13 protein-coding genes and 1 pseudogene are annotated in these 16666 nt (G+C 71.2%); 8 read left to right on the plus strand and 6 right to left on the minus strand.

The window, feature by feature from the left end:
- Positions 1-89: 89 nt before the first annotated feature.
- Both CSC68_RS08495 and CSC68_RS08500 read right to left on the minus strand, forming a co-directional pair.
- The gene (locus CSC68_RS08495) at positions 90-1061 is read right to left on the minus strand and encodes an NmrA family NAD(P)-binding protein (protein WP_211365719.1); all 972 of its coding nucleotides are present in this window, start codon (positions 1059-1061) and stop codon (positions 90-92) included.
- Positions 1062-1282: 221 nt separating this feature from the next.
- Positions 1283-2197, minus strand: a pseudogene (locus tag CSC68_RS08500) (alpha/beta fold hydrolase); the annotation flags it as partial.
- A gap of 85 nt (positions 2198-2282) precedes the next feature.
- Here CSC68_RS08500 and CSC68_RS08505 point away from each other — a divergent pair.
- Both CSC68_RS08505 and CSC68_RS08510 read left to right on the plus strand, forming a co-directional pair.
- Positions 2283-2690, plus strand: a complete 408-nt coding sequence (locus CSC68_RS08505; protein ID WP_162203130.1) for a MerR family transcriptional regulator — start codon at positions 2283-2285, stop codon at positions 2688-2690.
- Positions 2691-2723: 33 nt separating this feature from the next.
- Positions 2724-3698, plus strand: coding sequence for an AraC family transcriptional regulator (locus CSC68_RS08510; RefSeq protein WP_162203131.1), 975 nt, complete (start codon positions 2724-2726; stop codon positions 3696-3698).
- A 114-nt stretch (positions 3699-3812) separates the two neighbouring features.
- Here CSC68_RS08510 and CSC68_RS08515 read toward each other — a convergent pair whose 3' ends face one another.
- Positions 3813-4238, minus strand: a complete 426-nt coding sequence (locus CSC68_RS08515) for a winged helix-turn-helix transcriptional regulator (protein WP_162203132.1) — start codon at positions 4236-4238, stop codon at positions 3813-3815.
- A gap of 148 nt (positions 4239-4386) precedes the next feature.
- Between CSC68_RS08515 and CSC68_RS08520 the strand changes: the two genes are divergently transcribed.
- Together CSC68_RS08520 and CSC68_RS08525 are read left to right on the plus strand one after the other, a co-directional pair.
- On the plus strand, positions 4387-5244 hold the full coding sequence (locus CSC68_RS08520) for an SDR family oxidoreductase (protein WP_211365720.1): 858 nt from the start codon (positions 4387-4389) through the stop codon (positions 5242-5244).
- A gap of 60 nt (positions 5245-5304) precedes the next feature.
- Positions 5305-6630, plus strand: coding sequence for an NTP/NDP exchange transporter (locus CSC68_RS08525; RefSeq protein ID WP_162203133.1), 1326 nt, complete (start codon positions 5305-5307; stop codon positions 6628-6630).
- A 1903-nt stretch (positions 6631-8533) separates the two neighbouring features.
- Here CSC68_RS08525 and CSC68_RS08530 read toward each other — a convergent pair.
- Positions 8534-9727, minus strand: coding sequence for an alpha/beta hydrolase family protein (locus CSC68_RS08530; protein ID WP_246193495.1), 1194 nt, complete (start codon positions 9725-9727; stop codon positions 8534-8536).
- A 380-nt stretch (positions 9728-10107) separates the two neighbouring features.
- On the opposite strand from CSC68_RS08530, the gene arr reads away from it, so the two are divergent.
- The gene (gene arr / locus CSC68_RS08535) at positions 10108-10506 is read left to right on the plus strand and encodes an NAD(+)--rifampin ADP-ribosyltransferase (RefSeq protein WP_162203135.1); all 399 of its coding nucleotides are present in this window, start codon (positions 10108-10110) and stop codon (positions 10504-10506) included.
- Positions 10507-10597: 91 nt separating this feature from the next.
- A complete protein-coding gene (locus tag CSC68_RS08540; RefSeq protein WP_162203136.1) occupies positions 10598-11350 on the plus strand; it encodes a hypothetical protein in 753 nt (250 codons plus the stop codon).
- Between the two features lie 6 nt (positions 11351-11356).
- Here CSC68_RS08540 and CSC68_RS08545 read toward each other — a convergent pair whose 3' ends face one another.
- Both CSC68_RS08545 and CSC68_RS08550 read right to left on the minus strand, forming a co-directional pair.
- Complete coding sequence (locus tag CSC68_RS08545; protein WP_162203137.1) at positions 11357-11791, minus strand: nuclear transport factor 2 family protein; 435 nt, start codon at positions 11789-11791, stop codon at positions 11357-11359.
- Positions 11792-11881: 90 nt separating this feature from the next.
- The gene (locus CSC68_RS08550; protein ID WP_162203138.1) at positions 11882-12553 is read right to left on the minus strand and encodes a hypothetical protein; all 672 of its coding nucleotides are present in this window, start codon (positions 12551-12553) and stop codon (positions 11882-11884) included.
- A 202-nt stretch (positions 12554-12755) separates the two neighbouring features.
- On the opposite strand from CSC68_RS08550, the gene CSC68_RS08555 reads away from it, so the two are divergent.
- Together CSC68_RS08555 and CSC68_RS08560 are read left to right on the plus strand one after the other, a co-directional pair.
- A complete protein-coding gene (locus CSC68_RS08555) occupies positions 12756-14063 on the plus strand; it encodes a solute carrier family 23 protein (RefSeq protein ID WP_246193496.1) in 1308 nt (435 codons plus the stop codon).
- Between the two features lie 999 nt (positions 14064-15062).
- On the plus strand, positions 15063-16127 hold the full coding sequence (locus tag CSC68_RS08560; RefSeq protein ID WP_246193497.1) for an alpha/beta hydrolase: 1065 nt from the start codon (positions 15063-15065) through the stop codon (positions 16125-16127).
- Positions 16128-16666: the final 539 nt, after the last annotated feature.

Consider the following 16666-nt stretch of genomic DNA (forward strand, 5'->3'; position numbering starts at 1 on the left):
CCGCGCGCCAATGCTAGCGCCAGGCGCGCCACGCGCAAGGCGAAGCAGGTCCGGTTTCTCCGCAAGCACGGCACGCCACCCCAGGGACGTCAGGCCACCACCAGCGGTCGCAGTTCCTCGCCGCACCACTGCCGGAACGTGGTCGGCGTGCTGTGCTCCGCCGTGCGCGGCACCGCGTTGTCCAGGCCCTCGTTCTTGGCCCGCGCCATGTCGGTCATGCCCTGGGCCATGGCTTCGGACATGCCGCGCTGGACGAAGCCGGCCCGATAGGCCTCGAGCGGGACCTGGCGGTAGTGCACCGGCCGCCCCAGCACCTCGCCCATGATCCGCGCCATGTCGTTGGACGACAGGTCCTCCGGACCCAGCACCGGCACCTCGCGGCTGTCGTTCCAGCGGCGGTCCAGCAGCAGCCCGGAAGCCACCGCGGCGATGTCGCGGGTGGCGACCGAAGGCATCCTGCGGTCGCCGTCGATCGCCAGGTAGAACGCGCCCTGCTCCCGGATCGCCGCCGCCTGGCGCGCGATGTTGTCCATGAACGAAGGCATCGCCAACGCGCGCAGGGCCACGCCCGTGGCCTCGATCAGGTCGCACATGGCCAGCGAGGCAGTGACGAAGCCGGCGTTGGCCGCCATCGGCGTGCCGCGACCCAGCGCCGAGACCGCGACCACGCGGCGCACGCCGTGGCGGCGGAGCGCGGCGCAGGCGGGACGGGTGAAATCCAGGTAGGCGGACATCACGCTGTCGGCGCGCGGATCCGGCGGACATACCCAGAACACCGACTCCACGTCGCGGAACGCCTGGTCCACCACGGCCGGATCGGAGTGGGAGCCCTGCACCACCTCGACCTTGCCCCGCACCGCTTCGGGCAGGCGCGACCCATCGCGCACCACCACCCGCACCTTCGCGCCGGCGGCCAGCAGTTGCGCGAGCACCTTGCCGCCGATGTTTCCGGTCGGGGTCGTGACCACGATGCGACCGCCACCCGCACCGGCCGCACCCGCTCCCGTTCCCGCCGCCGCTTCGGCCACGCGTGCCATGCCCATGCCCAGTCCTCCGGTCATGCCTGCTCCTGCGCCGGCCGCAAGCCCGCGCAGGATGCGCCTGCGCCATGCATCGGGCGCCTGTTGCACCGCTCCGCGCCGGCGGCGCGCCTCGTCATCGCGTTCCATGTTTCCGTCTCCCGGTCGTTGCCAGTTCCAGCCATGGCGCAATGTTGGGAAGCCGGCGCCGGCGCATCCATGCGCATCCATCCGCGATACCTTCGCGATCGTCCAGCGACGCGTGGCGCGTCTCGGCGCGCCGACACCGTGTCGACGAAAGCCGCCAGGTCGCGGCCGAAACGCCCGGCCTCCTCCAGGAACGGCGCGTGGCCCGAGTCCGGGTACACCAGCACGCGCGCGTCCGCCTTCAGGGCGAGGGCGCGCCGGATCGACGGCTCGGGCAGCACCAGCGCGTCCTTTCCGCCGTACAGCAGCAGCAGCGGCTTGCGCAGGCGCGGCAGTCCGCCGGCCGCATCGACCGACATGCGATGCACCGCGCGCTGCATGTGGCCGGAAGCCAGCGCCGCGTTGGCCAGCAGGCGCTGGAACGTCACTGCGTCCGGCCGGGACTGGAAGCACAGCGCCAGGAAGGCACGCTCGGCATCGAGGTGGGTGCGCAGGTCGTCCGCGGCCAGGTCCCGGTACACCTCCGGCTGCGGCGCGATCTGCCGCGGATCGAGCTCGATCACGCCACCGACGTACATCGCCGCGGCGATTGCGTCGTCGCCATGGGCGGCCAGGTAGTTGGAGATCACCGCCGCGCCCAGCGACCAGCCCACCAGCACCGGCTGCCGGGCCCCCGAGGCCGAGATCACCGCATGCAGCTCGTCGGCCCAGCGGCGGCCTTCGGTATAGGCCTCGGCCTGTTCCGGCTTTCCGGACAGTCCATGGCCGCGCATGTCGTACCTGATCAGCCGGTATCCGCGCAGCGCGGGGTCGGAGACCTGCGCCTCCCAGCTCAGGTGGCTGCCCAGCAGTCCGTGGACCAGGACCACCGGCGGTCCGTCCGGGTCGCCGGATTCCTGTACCGCGATGGCGACGCCGTCGGGGGTGGTCACCGTATACGTCTGTGCCGCCTGGGCGATCGTGGCCAGGACCAGCAGCATCGGTCCGGCCAGCCAACGCCAACGGCGCGGCCGTGTCACTGGATGCAACATTGCGTGTACTCCTTCGCGTAGGGAGGTGCAGGCTAGGCCCTTACACTGGTGTCAAGGTCAAGCACCCCAACGCGGGAGTCGCGCCATGTCCACCTCCCCCCACCAGGCACCCATGCGCATCGGCGCGCTGGCCCGGGCCACCGGCGCCAGCGAGCGTTCCATCCGCCATTACGACGCCCATGGCCTGCTCGCTTCCAGTCGCGGCGCCAACGGCTACCGCCTGTTCGCGCCCCGTGCCGTGGCCCAGGTCAGGCAGATCCAGCGGCTGATCGCCGCGGGCTTCAGCATCGAGGAGATCCGCGGCTTCCCCGAGTGCATGCTCCTGGTCGAAGGCGCGCGCGCCTGTAGCGAAATCTCCGACGTGCAGCGCCGGCGACTGGAGATGCTGGACCGGCAGATCGCCGAACTCCAGCGCCGCCGCGAACGCCTGCGCAGCATGCTGCTGGAAGGCCACGGCGGCGATGGGCCGGTCCCGCAGCGGCACGTGCGCTAGATTGCGACCCTCCCCCACCTGGGCCGATTGACCATGGATCCGCTTTCGGACGTGCTTTCGCTGCTGAAGCCGCGCAGCTACGTGTCCGCCGGCGTCGATGCCGGTGGCGACTGGTGCCTGCGCTTCCCGGACCTGGAACGGCAGCTGAAGTGCTACGCCGTGGTGTCCGGCGAATGCCGCCTGGTGGTCGAGGGCGGACCGGCCCCCGTTCACCTGCGCCAGGGCGACTGCTTCGTACTGCCCAGCGGCCGCGCGTTCCGGATCGGCAGCGACCTGGCCCTGCCGCCCGAGCCCTCGAGCCGCTACTTCCCGCCGAGGCATCCGGGCGCGGTGGTCAGGATCAACGACGGCGGCGGGGTGTTCCTCGTCGGCAGCCGCTTCGGCGTCAGCGGGGGCCATGCGCCGCTGCTGATGGCGATGCTTCCGCCCATCGTCCATATCCATGGCGAGGCGGAGAAGGCCGCGATGCGCTGGGCGGTGGAGCGCATGATGCAGGAGCTGCGCGAAGGCGCGCCCGGCGGCGACCTGATCGCCCGCCACCTGGCGCACATGATGCTGGTGCAGGCGCTGCGCCTGCACATGGGCCAGGCCAGTGGCTGGCTGTACGCACTCTCCGACCGCCAGCTGGGTCCTGCCATCGCCGCGGTCCACGCCGCGCCCGCGCAGCGCTGGACGCTGCAGTCGCTGGCCGCGCGCGCGCACATGTCGCGCTCGGCCTTCGCGCAGAGGTTCCGCGAAGTCACCGGCACGGCACCGATGGAGTACGTCACCCGCTGGCGCATGCTGCTGGCCGGCGATCGCCTGGAGAACACCCGCGATCCGGTGTCGGTGGTCGCCGCCGCCCTGGGCTATGAATCCGAGAGTGCGTTCAGCACGGCCTTCAAGCGGATCATGGGCTGTCCGCCGCGCGAGTACGCGCGTCGCAATGCATCCGCCCGCGCGCAGGACGCCGACCCGGGACGAAGGACCATGGAGCGGACCGAAGCCCCGGCATCGCTACCCGTGTAACACGAAGCCCCTGTCCCACCGGGGGCTGGGAGCGGTCGCACTCCCGCGCTCCCGCTGCACACCCCGCCCGGTCGCCAGGCCGCGCAACACGCACCCACGCGGCCCGACCTGGGCCTATTCCTCCCCCTCGCACCGCGCATCGAACCGCGCCCGTGCACGCTCGATCCGCTCCAGGTTGTCCTGGGCCCAGTGCCACACGCCGCAGAACGCCTCGCCCAGGCCAAGGCCCAGGTCGGTAAGGCGGTATTCCACCCGCGGCGGCACCGTCGGATGCACCGTGCGCACGACCAGCCCCTCGCGCTCCATGGCGCGCAGCGTCTGGGTCAGCATGCGCTGGCTGATGCCAGGCACCAGCCGCGCGATGCGGGTGAAGCGCAGCTCGCCGTGCTCGGCCAGCACGTCGAGCACGATCATGGTCCACTTGTCGGCCACGCGGCCGATGATCTCGGTGACCAGCGCTTCCACGCGCGGATCGGTGGCGGCCGACTCCTCGGCCAGCTTCCGCCGTATCTCCTCGTGCCTGGCGATATCGATCGACATGGGCTCACTTCCCGTCAGGTAACCGGCTTATCGCCGCGTCAGTAACGCACTTTCCGGTGCCGTCTTACGCATCGGAAGCGTGCTTCCTATCCTGCATCCACGCCTCGCCACAGGCGTTTCCTCTTCCCATGCAGGCATGGAGCATCCCATGAAAACCACGCATCCGATACAGCTGATGTTCGTGCTGGCCGCGTTCTGCCTGGCCGCCATCGCGCCTTCGGCCATCGCCAACGATACGCCACGATCCACGGAGAGCAACGGCATGAAACAGTCGGGCAACACCATCGTCATCACCGGGGGCGGCTCCGGCATCGGCCGTGAACTGGCACGCCGCTTCCACGCGCTGGGCAACACCGTGGTGGTCGCCGGACGCAGCCTCGCTCCGCTGCAGGAAACCATCGGCGACCGCGCCAACATGCACGCGATGCTGCTGGACGTCACCGATCCGCACAGCATCGAGGCCTTCTCCCGCCGCCTGGTCGCCGAACATCCGCGCGCCAACGTGCTGGTCAACAACGCCGGCATCATGCGCTTCGAGGACCTCACCCGCCGCCGCGACCTGTCCGACGCCGAGGCGACCATCGCCACCAACCTGCTCGGCCCGATCCGCGTGACCGACGCGCTGGTCGAGCACCTGGGGGCCCAGCCGAACGCCGCCATCGTCAACGTGTCCTCCGGCCTGGCCTTCGTGCCCCGCACCGACGCGGCCACCTACAGCGCGACCAAGGCCGCCGTGCACTCGTACACGGTGTCGCTGCGCCACCGGCTTCGCGACCGCGTGCAGGTGATCGAGCTGGTGCCGCCGGCGGTGCAGACCGAACTGACGCCGGGCCAGTCCACGCGCGCGGGCTTCATGCCGCTGCAGCAGTTCATCGAGGAGGTGATGGTCCAGTTCGGGCGCACCCCGGTGCCGGACGAGATCCTGGTGGAGCGGGTGAACTTCCAGCGCCGCGCCGAGCTCGAGAACCGCTTCGAACAGACCGTCCAGCAGCTCAACGCGCACTGAGCCTGTCCGCCTGCCGGCCCCGGAGTCCCGGGGTCGGCGTTTCCCCAACGGAATCCCCCGATGAATACGTTCGCGCAACGCCGCCGGCTGCAGGACCTGTTCAACCTCCGCCACGGCGAGACAGGCCCGGTGCTGCTGGCGGCCCTGTTCTTCTTCTGCATCCTCACCGCGCTGATGCTGCTGCGCCCGGCGCGCGACGCCCTGGGCATGGAACGCGGCATCGAGAGCATCCGCTGGCTGTTCGTCGGCACTGCGCTGGCGACCCTGCTGGTCAACCCGCTGTTCGGCTGGCTCGCCGGCCGGGTGCGGCGCCTGGGCCTGGTCGCGACCACCTACGGCTTCTTCGTGGCCGGACTCGTCGGTTTCTGGGCGCTGCTGGTCCTGGCACCCGGCGCGGTGGGCGAACGCAGTGGCCAGGTGTTCTATGTCTGGTTCAGCGTGTCCAACCTGTTCATCACCATGGTGTTCTGGGCACTGATGGCCGACTGCTTCAGCAGCGACCAGGCACGCCGCCTGTTCGCGTTGATCTCCGTCGGCGGCACGCTCGGCGCCATCTGCGGTCCGTGGCTGACCTCGCGCCTGGCCGAGCCGCTGGGCACGCCCGCTTTGCTGCTGGTGGCCGGCGGCTTCCTGCTGGTGGCGGTGGCGCTGGCCTGGATGCTGATGCGCATGGCCGCCGAACGCTTCGGCTCGCAGGTGGCGTCGATGCGCGAACAGGCCAATGCGCCGCCGCTGGGCGGCACGCCCTGGGCCGGGCTGGTGGCCGTGTTCCGCTCGCGCTACCTGACCGGCATCGCCGGCTACATCCTGCTGATGACGGTGATGGCGACCTTCGTGTACTTCACCCGCCTGCAGATGGTCGCCGAGGTGGCCGGCGACACCGATGCGCGCGCCGCGCTGATGGGCAGCATCGACATGTGGACCCAGGTCGCGGTGCTGGTGCTGCAGTTGGCCCTGACCGGCAAGATCGTGCAGCGCTTCGGGCTGGGAGTGGCGCTGGCCATCCTGCCGGTGGCCACCGCGATCGGCTTCATCGGCCTGGCGATCTACGGATCCTTCCTGGTCCTGGTGCTGCTGGAGGCGACCAATCGCGCCGTGCAGCGCGGCATCACCCGTCCGGCGCGCGAAGCCCTGTTCACCCTGGTCGGCCGCGAGGACCGCTACAAGGCCAAGGCCTTCATCGACACCTTCATCTACCGCGCCGGCGACGTGACCGGGGCCCAGGTCGAAGGCGTGCTCGGCCAGCTGGGCCTGGCCCTGGGCGGACTGGCCGCGGTGGTCGCGCCGCTGGCCGTGGCCTGGGCAGGCCTGGGCCTATGGCTGGGCCGCGCGCATCGCGATGCCAGGCCACAGGAAGCGGCCGCCGTGCCCGGCCGGGCCACGTAGCCACGTAGCCACGTAGCCACGTAGCCACGTAGCCACGTAGCCGCGTAGCCCGGATAAGGCCGGAGGCCGCATCCGGGACCTCCGCCACGTCCGCTAATCCGCCATCCACAACACACCCGGGCGTCCTGTCCCCGGGTGCGCTTCGCTTACCCGGGCTACTGCCACTGCAGGCCGGAGGCGGTGGTGGTCAAGGCCATGGTGTGTCCCGATGTGCGTGGCGATCCACGGGGCCGCACGGCGACCGCAGCGAGCTTCGCGTAGCCCGGATAAGGCCGAAGGCCGCATCGCGCCCCCGCGCGCCTGAAGTGCGACGAGGCCAGGGCCGTCGCCACGGCCCCGCGATCTCAAAGCGCGAGCTTCGCGTAGCCCGGATAAGGCCGAAGGCCGCATCCGGGACCCCCGCCACGTCCGCCATCCGCCATCCGCCATCCACAACGCACCCGGGCGTCCCGGCCCCGGGTGCGCTTCGCTTACCCGGGCTACTGCCACTGCAGGCCGGAGGCGGTGGTGGTCAAGGCCATGGTGTGTCCCGATGTGCGTGGCGATCCACGGGGCCGCACGGCGACCGCAGCGAGCTTCGCGTAGCCCGGATAAGGCCGAAGGCCGCATCGCGCCCCCGCGCGCCCGAAGTGCGACGAGGCCAGGGCCGTCGCCACGGCCCCGCGACCTCGAAGCGCGAGCTTCGCGTAGCCCGGATAAGGCCGAAGGCCGCATCGCGCCCCCGCGCGCCTGAAGTGCGACGAGGCCAGGGCCGTCGCCACGGCCCCGCGACCTCGAAGCGCGAGCTTCGCGTAGCCCGGATAAGGCCGAAGGCCGCATCGCGCCCCCGCGCGCTTGAAGCGTGGCGAGGTCCGGGCCGTCGCCACGGCCCCGCGACCTCAAAGCGCGAGCTTCGCGTAGCCCGGATAAGGCTGAAGGCCGCATCGCGCCCCCGCGCGCTTGAAGCGTGGCGAGGTCCGGGCCGTCGCCACGGCCCCGCCATCTCGAAGTGCGAGCTTCGCGTAGCCCGGATAAGGCTGAAGGCCGCATCCGGGACCCCCGCCACGTCCGCCATCCGCCATCCGCCATCCACAACGCACCCGGGCGTCCCGGCCCCGGGTGCGCTTCGCTTACCCGGGCTACGGTGTTGAAGGCGTGGCGTCGCCGTAACGCGGCTGCAACCGTACACCACGGATGAAATCCGCCATCCGCTTCGCGTAGCCCGGATAAGGCCGAAGGCCGCATCCGGGGCCGCCGCCACGCATGACGGCCCGCCAACGCCCAACGCACCCGGGCGTCCCGGTCCCGGGTGCGCTTCGCTTACCCGGGCTACGGTGTTGAAGGCGTGGCGTCGCCGTAACGCGGCTGCAGCCGCACACCACGGATCAAATCCGCCATCCGCTTCGCGTAGCCCGGATAAGGCCGAAGGCCGCATCGCGCCCCCGCGCGCCCGAAGTGCGACGAGGCCAGGGCCGTCGCCACGGCCCCGCGACGTCGAAGTGCGAGCTTCGCGTAGCCCGGATAAGGCCGAAGGCCGCATCGCGCCCCCGCGCGCCTGAAGTGCGACGAGGCCAGGGCCGTCGCCACGGCCCCGCGACGTCGAAGTGCGAGCTTCGCGTAGCCCGGATAAGGCCGAAGGCCGCATCCGGGACCCCCGCCACGTCCGCCATCCGCCATCCGCCATCCACAACGCACCCGGGCGTCCCGGCCCCGGGTGCGCTTCGCTTACCCGGGCTACGGTGTTGAAGGCGTGGCGTCGCCGTAACGCGGCTGCAACCGTACACCACGGATCAAATCCGCCATCCGCTTCGCGTAGCCCGGATAAGGCCGGAGGCCGCATCCGGGGCCTCCGCCACGCATGACGGCACGCCAACACCCGGTTCACCCAGGCATCCCGGCCCCGGGTGCGCTTCGCTTACCCGGGCTACGGTGTTGAAGGCGTGGCGTCGCCGTAACGCGGCTGCAACCGCACACCACGGATGAAATCCGCCATCAGGCGCAGGTAGCCATCGGGTTGGCGGGTCGAGAGCCGTTCGCCGTCGGGGGCGGTCTCGAACTCGTACATGCCGTGCTCGGCGCGGGGAAACACCGCGGTGACGATGGGCCGGCCCGCACGCTGCAGCGCGGCCAGCCGCCGCAGCGTCTCGCCCGGGGGCGCGTCGCGGTCTTCGCCGCCGAACAGCCACAGCTGCGGCACGTCCAGGGTCTCCAGCACCGGCATCGGGTCGTAGTGCGCTGGCACGCCGCGCACCAGTCCCGGTGCCTCGCGGCGGATGGTCGCCTCGTCCCGTGCGAGGAGGTAGCCGGTGAAGTTGCCACGCACTGCCGGATACCACGGCGCGTCGCCATGCCGGGCCTTGGCCGCTTCCAGCTGCGCATAGCCTTCGCTGAATCCGCTGTCGATCAGCGCGGCAGTGGCATCGGCGATCTCCATCGCCCCGGCCAGCGCGTCGGCGCCGAAGCCGGCGCGCGCGATGTCGGCGGCGATCGCCTCGCGGTCCTCCTCCAGCGGCGAGACCGCCAGTCCGAAGCTGACGACCACGAAATCCACCGGTGCGATCCGCGCCGCCAGCGGCGCCACCCAGCCGCCCTGGCTCCCGGCCTGGTAGCCGATACGCCCGGCGCGCGCCCCGGCCAGCCGCCGCGCCTCGCGCACGGCGTGGATCGCATCGATCGCCAGGGTCAGGTAGTCCTGCGTATAGCGGCCGCCGGACGCACCAGTGCCGCGCTTGTCGTAGGCGAACACGCCAATGCCCGCCGCGGCGAACTCGCGCTGCAGCGAGTACCGCCCAAGCGCGGCATCGTGTTCGGCGCCATGCACCAGCACCACCACCGGCACGGGATCCTGGCCAGGCGGCATCGTCAGGCGCCCTGCCAGTTCGACTCCGCTGCCACGGAATCGCGTATCGGTCTGCACCAGGGCGATGCGCCCGCCGGCCACGCCGTCGAAGCGGATGCGTTCGCAGCCATCGAAGGCCACGCGGTGTCCGTCCGGGCGCCCGGTCCATCCCAGCGTGCTGGACCAGCCGCCCCTCCCATCCGGCGCCAGCGCGCCACTGCGGCCGTCGGGCAGGCGCCAGCGCAAGGCGTCCTCGCCGGCCGGGCCGATATCAAGCACGCGCCCGTCTTCCAGGCGCCAGCTGCCGACCTCGCATCGCGGCTGCGATGCCTGCGCCGCCGTCGCGCACACATCACCGCCAGTGCGACGAGCCCGCCGGTCCAGTCCATGCGTCGCGCCATGGCACGCTCCAGTTCCGAAGGATGGGACACAGGCTGGCATGCCGCGCATGCGCATGCCCAGCACTACGCGACGAAGCGCGCCCTGTGGCGACGGAAACCCCGCTGCGGCGAACGGAAGACGGCGCAGGTCAGGCAAAAAAAGGGAGGCGCGCTGCGCCTCCCGTACTGACGTTGTACGCGCCCCCGGGGCTTGCGGCAACGCCGCCGCCGTGGTGCAGGATCGCCCGCCTGCCGCATGGCAGGACAGTGGAGGCAACGATGCACGGCACTACGATCTACTACCACGGCACCCGCGCCGGACTCGCCCCCGGCGATCTCCTCGAACCCGGTCGCCGCTCGAACTACGGCAGCCGCAGGACCTCGCGCTACATCTACCTGTCGGCGACGCTGGAAGCGGCGATCTGGGGCGCGGAACTGGCGGTGGGCGAGGCGCCGGCGCGCGTCTACATCGTCGAACCGACCGGGCCGATCGAGGACGACCCCAACCTCACCAACAAGCGCTACCCGGGCAATCCCACCCGCTCCTACCGCTCGGCGCACCCGCTGCGCGTGGTCGGCGAGGTACACGGCTGGATCGGGCATCCGCCCGCGCGCCTGGAGCAGATGCGCGCGCACATCGCCTCGTTGGGGGCCGAGGCCGATCCGATCGAGGACTGAGGCTCGCCGGTTCGCCCAGCAGGATCCGTTCCTCCGCGCATTGCCTTACCCTCACGGAAGATCCGACGGAACGGGGTGCCGGATGGAACTGATGGACGTGATCCGATTCCAGGTCGACCTGCTGGCGCTCGGCGTCGACTGCGACCGCGATTTCTCCCCCGGAGGCGCCCTGCTGGGCAGCGCCGCCGAACCAAGCTTCCACGTCAACGCGTTCTACCCACTGCATCCCGGCTTCCGCTACGACGCAGCGTTGCTGCAACGCCTGCGCGACCACCATGCAAGGCTGGGCCGCGAGGGCTACCTGGTGCGCTACGACCCGGTCGTCGCGCCTGACCACGACTGCGCGGCGATCCTCGTACCCGCCGATGCCTGCAACGGCACGACCGGGCGGGACGAACACCGCTTCGCCTGCGTCCGGACCGACGATGCAGGCCAGTGGTGTCGCACCTACGTGGCCGGAAGCCCGTGGACGGCGCTGGCACGGCTCGAACAGACCACCACGCGGCTACGCCAGGCGTATGAGGTGCGCCTGTACCTGTTCACGGTCGATGGCGTGGCGGTGGGCGCGGGATCCCTGGTGGCGATGGGCGGCAATGCCTACATGGCCAATGGCTATTCGGTGATACCCGAACACCGCGGCGACATCCTCGGCCGGGCGCGGCTGGTACGCATGTCGACCTCCCATGACGTCGTGGCCCTCACCAGCCGGCGCTTCGCCCGCGTGCTGGCCCGGGCCATGCCCTCGGTGTCGATGCTCGGCCGCCTCGGTTACTACCGCCTGGCCACCGCCACGGCAGACGCGGATGCAGGCCTCGATTCTCCTGCGCCGGCCCCGGCCGGCTGAGCGCGCCTACTTCCTCGGCCTGGCGTGCCACAGTGCGTTGACGATGATCCAGCGGTCGCCGAAGCGGCCCATGTGGAAGAAGTCCACGAACCAGGGGGTCTCCGCGCGCACCACCGCGGCCTCGCCGGCCACGTCCAGCACGGTGCAGGAGCGGTCCCACTGTTCCTTCGGGGTCTTCAGCACGCCCTGGCGGGTGAGTTCGACCAGCTCGTCGCGCCCCATGCGGCGCAGGCCCAGGCGTTCGTCCGGGGTGTCGCCGAGCACCCGGCGCTTGGCCAGGTCCGGATGCAGCGAACGGGCGACGCGGTCCGGATCGCCCTCCAGCTGCCCGTCCAGGTAGTCGAAGCAGGTGGCCTCGATGGCCGCGCGCGTGGCGGCGTCGGGCGCGTGGGCGGGACCTGCGGCCGTGGCCGCGAACAGCACCAGCGAAAGCATCGACATGCACGTATCCGTCGGATGGAAGCGGTGCGACCTTAGGCCGCGCCACGCCCCTGCTCATGTGCCGTCAGGCAGGGGACCTTCCGGCGCGCGTCAATCGGCCAGCAGCATCCTGCAGGTCAGGCCCAGGCAGGCGCCGCTGGACGGGTCGAGCACCACCGAATGACCCGGGTCGCCGCCGGGGTACGGTGCGCCTTCGCCAAGGATGAAGACCACCGCGTGCGGGCCGGTCAGCCCCTGCGGGAACTCCACCGGGCCGATGATGGTGTACAGCGACCTGTACCCCAGGTCGTCCATCCGCCGGGAAGGCATCCGCCCGGTGCTGACCGCATGGCGGTTGCGCCAGTTGTCGAACTCGGCGGGCGAGCCCGGACGCAGGACGCCGGCCCGGATCAGCACGGCCAGCCCGGCCTCGCCGTGCGGAAGGCCCGATCCCTGGACCTGGCGCGGCGCGGCAGGCGCGGCCTCGCGCGCGGCCACGGGCTGCGCTTGCACGGCGATCGCGCTCTCCCGCATGGGTGCCGGTCCAGGCGGTGCCGGCACGGCAACCGGTGCGGCTGCCGGCGCGGCCACCGTGGGACAGGGCTCGGGCGGCGGCGGCAGCGCATCGCCGTCCACCAGCATGTAGCGGCCGTCGCCCAGCAGTTCCACTGCCTTCCCCGGATCGAGCATCGCCAGGCCGATCGCGCCCAGCAGCGCCACGACCAGCAGCCACGGCAGCACCGAAGCCGCCACGGGCGCATTCACGGTTCCCCTGTAGTGCATCCTGCCTCCCTGCGCCGCTACCCAGGCGGCCGACTTCCCCAAGTCCCCGCCACTCCGTGCGGGCGCCACTGCAAGCAGTGCCCGCATCCTCGCAAAGCCGACCCCCGGCAGCAACCGGCCCGGTCCACGCCCGTCGGCGTTCCCCGCCGCCCGTCATCCTCTAGGATCGGCCGGGCCAATCTCCCGGGGTAAAGACATGGGCATGTTCTCGTGGACCGGAAGGTCCCCGGCCGTCCTGCGCGACGGTGGCGTCATCGCACCGGACGAGCGCCTGCCCTGGGGACAGACCGGGCTGATGGGCGTGCAGCACGTCATCGCCATGTTCGGCTCGACCGTGCTGGCGCCGATCCTGATGGGCTTCGACCCGAACCTGGCGGTGCTGATGAGCGGCATCGGCACCCTGGTCTTCTTCCTCATCACCGGCGGCAAGGTGCCCAGCTACCTCGGCTCCTCGTTCGCCTTCATCGGCGTGGTCAACGTCGCCACCGGCTACGTCGCCAGCCAGGGCGCCAACCCCAACATCGGCCTGGCCCTCGGCGGGATCATCGCCTGCGGGCTGGTCTACACCCTGGTCGGCGTGCTGGTGCACGTAGCCGGCACCGGCTGGATCGAACGATTGATGCCGCCGGTGGTGACCGGCGCGGTGGTGGCAGTGATCGGCCTCAACCTGGCTTCGATCCCGATCAGGAACATGGCCGCCGGCAACTTCGACGCGTGGATGCAGGCGGTGACCTTCCTGTGCGTGGCGCTGGTGGCGGTGTTCACCCGCGGCATGGTCCAGCGCCTGCTGATCCTGGTCGGCCTGGTGCTGGCCAGCCTGGTCTACGCGACGCTGACCAACGGCCTGGGCCTGGGCAAGCCGGTGGACATGTCCGCGGTGATGGCCGCGCCCTGGTTCGGGCTGCCCTCGCTGCACGCGCCGGTGTTCGATACCCGTGCGGTCACGCTCATCGTGCCGGTCGTGATCATCCTGGTGGCCGAGAACCTGGGCCACATCAAGGCGGTGACCGCGATGACCGGGCGCAACCTCGACCGCTACATGGGTCGCGCCTTCATCGGCGACGGCGTGGCGACCATGATCTCCGGCGCGGCCGGCGGCACGGGCGTGACCACCTATGCCGAGAACATCGGGGTGATGGCCGCCACCCGCATCTACTCCACCGCGGTGTTCGTGTGCGCGGCGGTGATCGCCATCCTGCTCGGCTTCTCGCCCAAGTTCGGCGCGCTGATCCAGGCCATCCCGCTGCCGGTGATGGGCGGCGTGTCGATCGTCGTGTTCGGCCTCATCGCCGTGGCCGGCGCGCGCATCTGGGTCGACAACCGCGTCGACTTCTCCGACACGAAGAACCTGATCGTGGCCGCCATCACCCTGATCCTGGGCACCGGCGAGTTCACCCTGAAGTTCGGCGAGTTCGCCCTCGGCGGCATCGGCACCGCCACCTTCGGTGCGATCCTGCTGCATGCGCTGCTGTCGCGCGCGCGTGCCGAGCGGCCTCCTCCGCGCGCTTGAAGCGCGACGCCGCCTGGACCCTCGCCACGGCCCCGCGACCTTGAAGCGCGAACTCCACGTAGCCCGGATAAGGCCGTAGGCCGCATCGCGCCCCCGCGCGCTTGAAGCGCGGCGAGGCCTGGGCCGTCGCCACGGCCCCGCGACCTTGAAGTGCGAACTCCACGTAGCCCGGATAAGGCCGAAGGCCGCATCCGGGACCTCCGCCACGCCTGACCGCACCCCAATACCCGGCGCTCGCGGGCGTCCAGGTCCCGGGTGCGCTTCGCTTACCCGGGCTACGCCCGTCCCGGGCGTAGCCCCGTAGCCCGGATAAGGCCGAAGGCCGCATCCGGGACCTCCGCCACGCCTGACCACGCTCCAATACCCGGCGCTCGCGGGCGTCCTGTCCCGGGTGCGCTTCGCTTACCCGGGCTACGCCCGTCCCGGGCGTAGCCCCGTAGCCCGGATAAGGCCGCAGGCCGCATCCGGGACCTCCGCCACGCCTGACCGCGCGCCAATACCCGGCGCTCGCGGGCGTCCTGGTCCCGGGTGCGCTTCGCTTACCCGGGCTACGCCCGTCCCAGGCGTAGCCCCGTAGCCCGGATAAGGCCGCAGGCCGCATCCGGGACCTCCGCCACGCCCGACGGCGCGCCAATACCCGGCGCTCGCGCGCGTCCAGCTCCCGGGTGCGCTTCGCTTACCCGGGCTACGCAGGGTCCGTCCCGGGCGTAGCCCGGATAAGGCCGTAGGCTGCATCGCGCCCCCGCGTGCTTGAAGCGCGGTGAGGCGTGGGCCGTCGCCACGGCCCTGCAACCTCGAAGCGCGAGCTTCGCGTAGCCCGGATAAGGCCGAAGGCCGCATCCGGGGCCTCCGCCACGCCCGACGGCGCGCCAATACCCGGCGCTCGTCGGCGTCCTGGTCCCGGGTGCGCTTCGCTTACCCGGGCTACAGTACCGCCCACGCCTGCCCGACGAGGACCCGCCCATGCGGTCGATCCGGTTGTTCGCTGCTGCGTTTTCCATGCTCGCGCTCTTCCCGGCGACGGCCGCCGAACCCGCGACCTCCAGTCGCGGGGAATCCGTCGGCCTCATCCGCGAGCTGCGGCGCATCGTCGCGCCCGGGGGCGTCGAGCGCTACGAGCACGTCCGCATCGGCGGCATCGACCAGTTCGTCAGCATCCGCGGCCAGGACCGCGCCAATCCGGTGCTGCTGATCGTGCATGGCGGGCCGGGATTTCCGACCTCGGGCATCGCCTGGTGGGCCACGCGCGGCCTGGAGGAGTACTTCACCGTGGTCCACTGGGACCAGCGCGGTGCCGGCAAGACCTTCCTGGCCAACGACCCGGCCACGGTCGCCCCGACCATGCAGCCGGAGCGCTTCATCGACGACACCGGCGAACTGGTGGACTGGCTGCGGCGCGAATTCCGCCAGGACAAGGTGTTCCTGCTCGGCACCTCATGGGGCAGCTACATCGGCCTGGAATACGCGCTGCGCCATCCGGAGCGGCTGCATGCCTATATCGGCATGGGCCAAGCCGTGGACAGCCCAGAGAGCGAGCGCCGTGGCTACGCGGAGGCGCTGGAGCGGGCCCGCCGCGCCGGCAACCACCAGGCCGTCGCCGAACTGGAATCCATCGCGCCGTATGCGCGCGAGGGCGAACCCATCCCGCTGGAGAAGATCATCGTGGAGCGCAGGTGGTCCGACCACTTCGGCGGGGTGATGGCCTACCGCCCCGGCCAGGTGGACGGCATCGCCGTGCGCCTGTCGCCGGAGTACAGCGACGACGAGGCCGCGCGCGCCTACGAGGGCAATGGCTGGTCGCAGGAGTTCCTGCTCAGCGACGTGCTGGGCGTGGACCTCGGCGAACGGACCCGCCTGGGCTGCCCGCTGATCGTGCTGGCCGGGCGCCACGACCGCACCGTCAACTCGCAGGTCGCGCACGAATGGTTCGAGCGGGTCGAGGCGCCGTACAAGCACTTCGAATGGTTCGAACACTCGGCCCACGAGATCCTGGCCGAGGAACCCGGCAAGCTGCTGCTCACCCTGGTGCAGCGGGCGAGGCCACTGGCGGAGGGCGCTCCATAACCTGGCCTTGCCCACATACGCTTCGGCCCATACCGCGTAGCCCGGACAAGGCCGAAGGCCGCATCGCGCCCCTGCGCGACCGAAGTGCGACGACGCCTGGGCCGTCGCCACGGCCCCGCCACCTCAAAGCGCAATCCCCGCGTAACCCGGACAAGGCCGAAGGCCGCATCGCGCCCCTGCGTGACCGAAGTGCGACGACGCCTGGCCGTCGCCACGCCCTCGCCACCTCAAAGCGCGATTCCCCGCGTAGCCCGGATAAGGCCGGAGGCCGCATCCGGGAGCCCCACCACGCCCATCACCTTCGTCCTTCCGTGGCACACATGCGCCCCGACCCCGGGTGCGCTTCGCTTACCCGGGCTACGGCACATGCGGAACGTAGCCCGGACAAGGCCGAAGGCCGCATCGCGCCCCTGCGTGACCGAAGCGCGACGACGTCTGGGCCGTCGCCACGCCCTCGCCGCCTCAAAGCGCGATTCCCCGCGTAGCCCGGATAAGGCCGGAGGCCGCATCCGGGAGCCCCACCACGCCCATCACCTTCG

It is taken from the genome of Pseudoxanthomonas suwonensis (assembly GCF_010093235.1).
GTDB lineage: Bacteria > Pseudomonadota > Gammaproteobacteria > Xanthomonadales > Xanthomonadaceae > Pseudoxanthomonas > Pseudoxanthomonas suwonensis.

Coding starts and splice junctions, on each gene's coding strand:
- CSC68_RS08545 (WP_162203137.1), bottom strand. CDS start 11,791: ATGTCGATGCTTTCGCTGGTGCTGTTCGCGGCCACGGCCGCAGGTCCC.
- CSC68_RS08555 (WP_246193496.1), top strand. CDS start 12,756: ATGTTCTCGTGGACCGGAAGGTCCCCGGCCGTCCTGCGCGACGGTGGC.
- CSC68_RS08495 (WP_211365719.1), bottom strand. CDS start 1,061: ATGACCGGAGGACTGGGCATGGGCATGGCACGCGTGGCCGAAGCGGCG.
- arr (WP_162203135.1), top strand. CDS start 10,108: ATGCACGGCACTACGATCTACTACCACGGCACCCGCGCCGGACTCGCC.
- CSC68_RS08510 (WP_162203131.1), top strand. CDS start 2,724: ATGGATCCGCTTTCGGACGTGCTTTCGCTGCTGAAGCCGCGCAGCTAC.
- CSC68_RS08505 (WP_162203130.1), top strand. CDS start 2,283: ATGTCCACCTCCCCCCACCAGGCACCCATGCGCATCGGCGCGCTGGCC.
- CSC68_RS08560 (WP_246193497.1), top strand. CDS start 15,063: ATGCTCGCGCTCTTCCCGGCGACGGCCGCCGAACCCGCGACCTCCAGT.
- CSC68_RS08550 (WP_162203138.1), bottom strand. CDS start 12,553: ATGCACTACAGGGGAACCGTGAATGCGCCCGTGGCGGCTTCGGTGCTG.
- CSC68_RS08515 (WP_162203132.1), bottom strand. CDS start 4,238: ATGTCGATCGATATCGCCAGGCACGAGGAGATACGGCGGAAGCTGGCC.
- CSC68_RS08525 (WP_162203133.1), top strand. CDS start 5,305: ATGAATACGTTCGCGCAACGCCGCCGGCTGCAGGACCTGTTCAACCTC.
- CSC68_RS08540 (WP_162203136.1), top strand. CDS start 10,598: ATGGACGTGATCCGATTCCAGGTCGACCTGCTGGCGCTCGGCGTCGAC.
- CSC68_RS08520 (WP_211365720.1), top strand. CDS start 4,387: ATGAAAACCACGCATCCGATACAGCTGATGTTCGTGCTGGCCGCGTTC.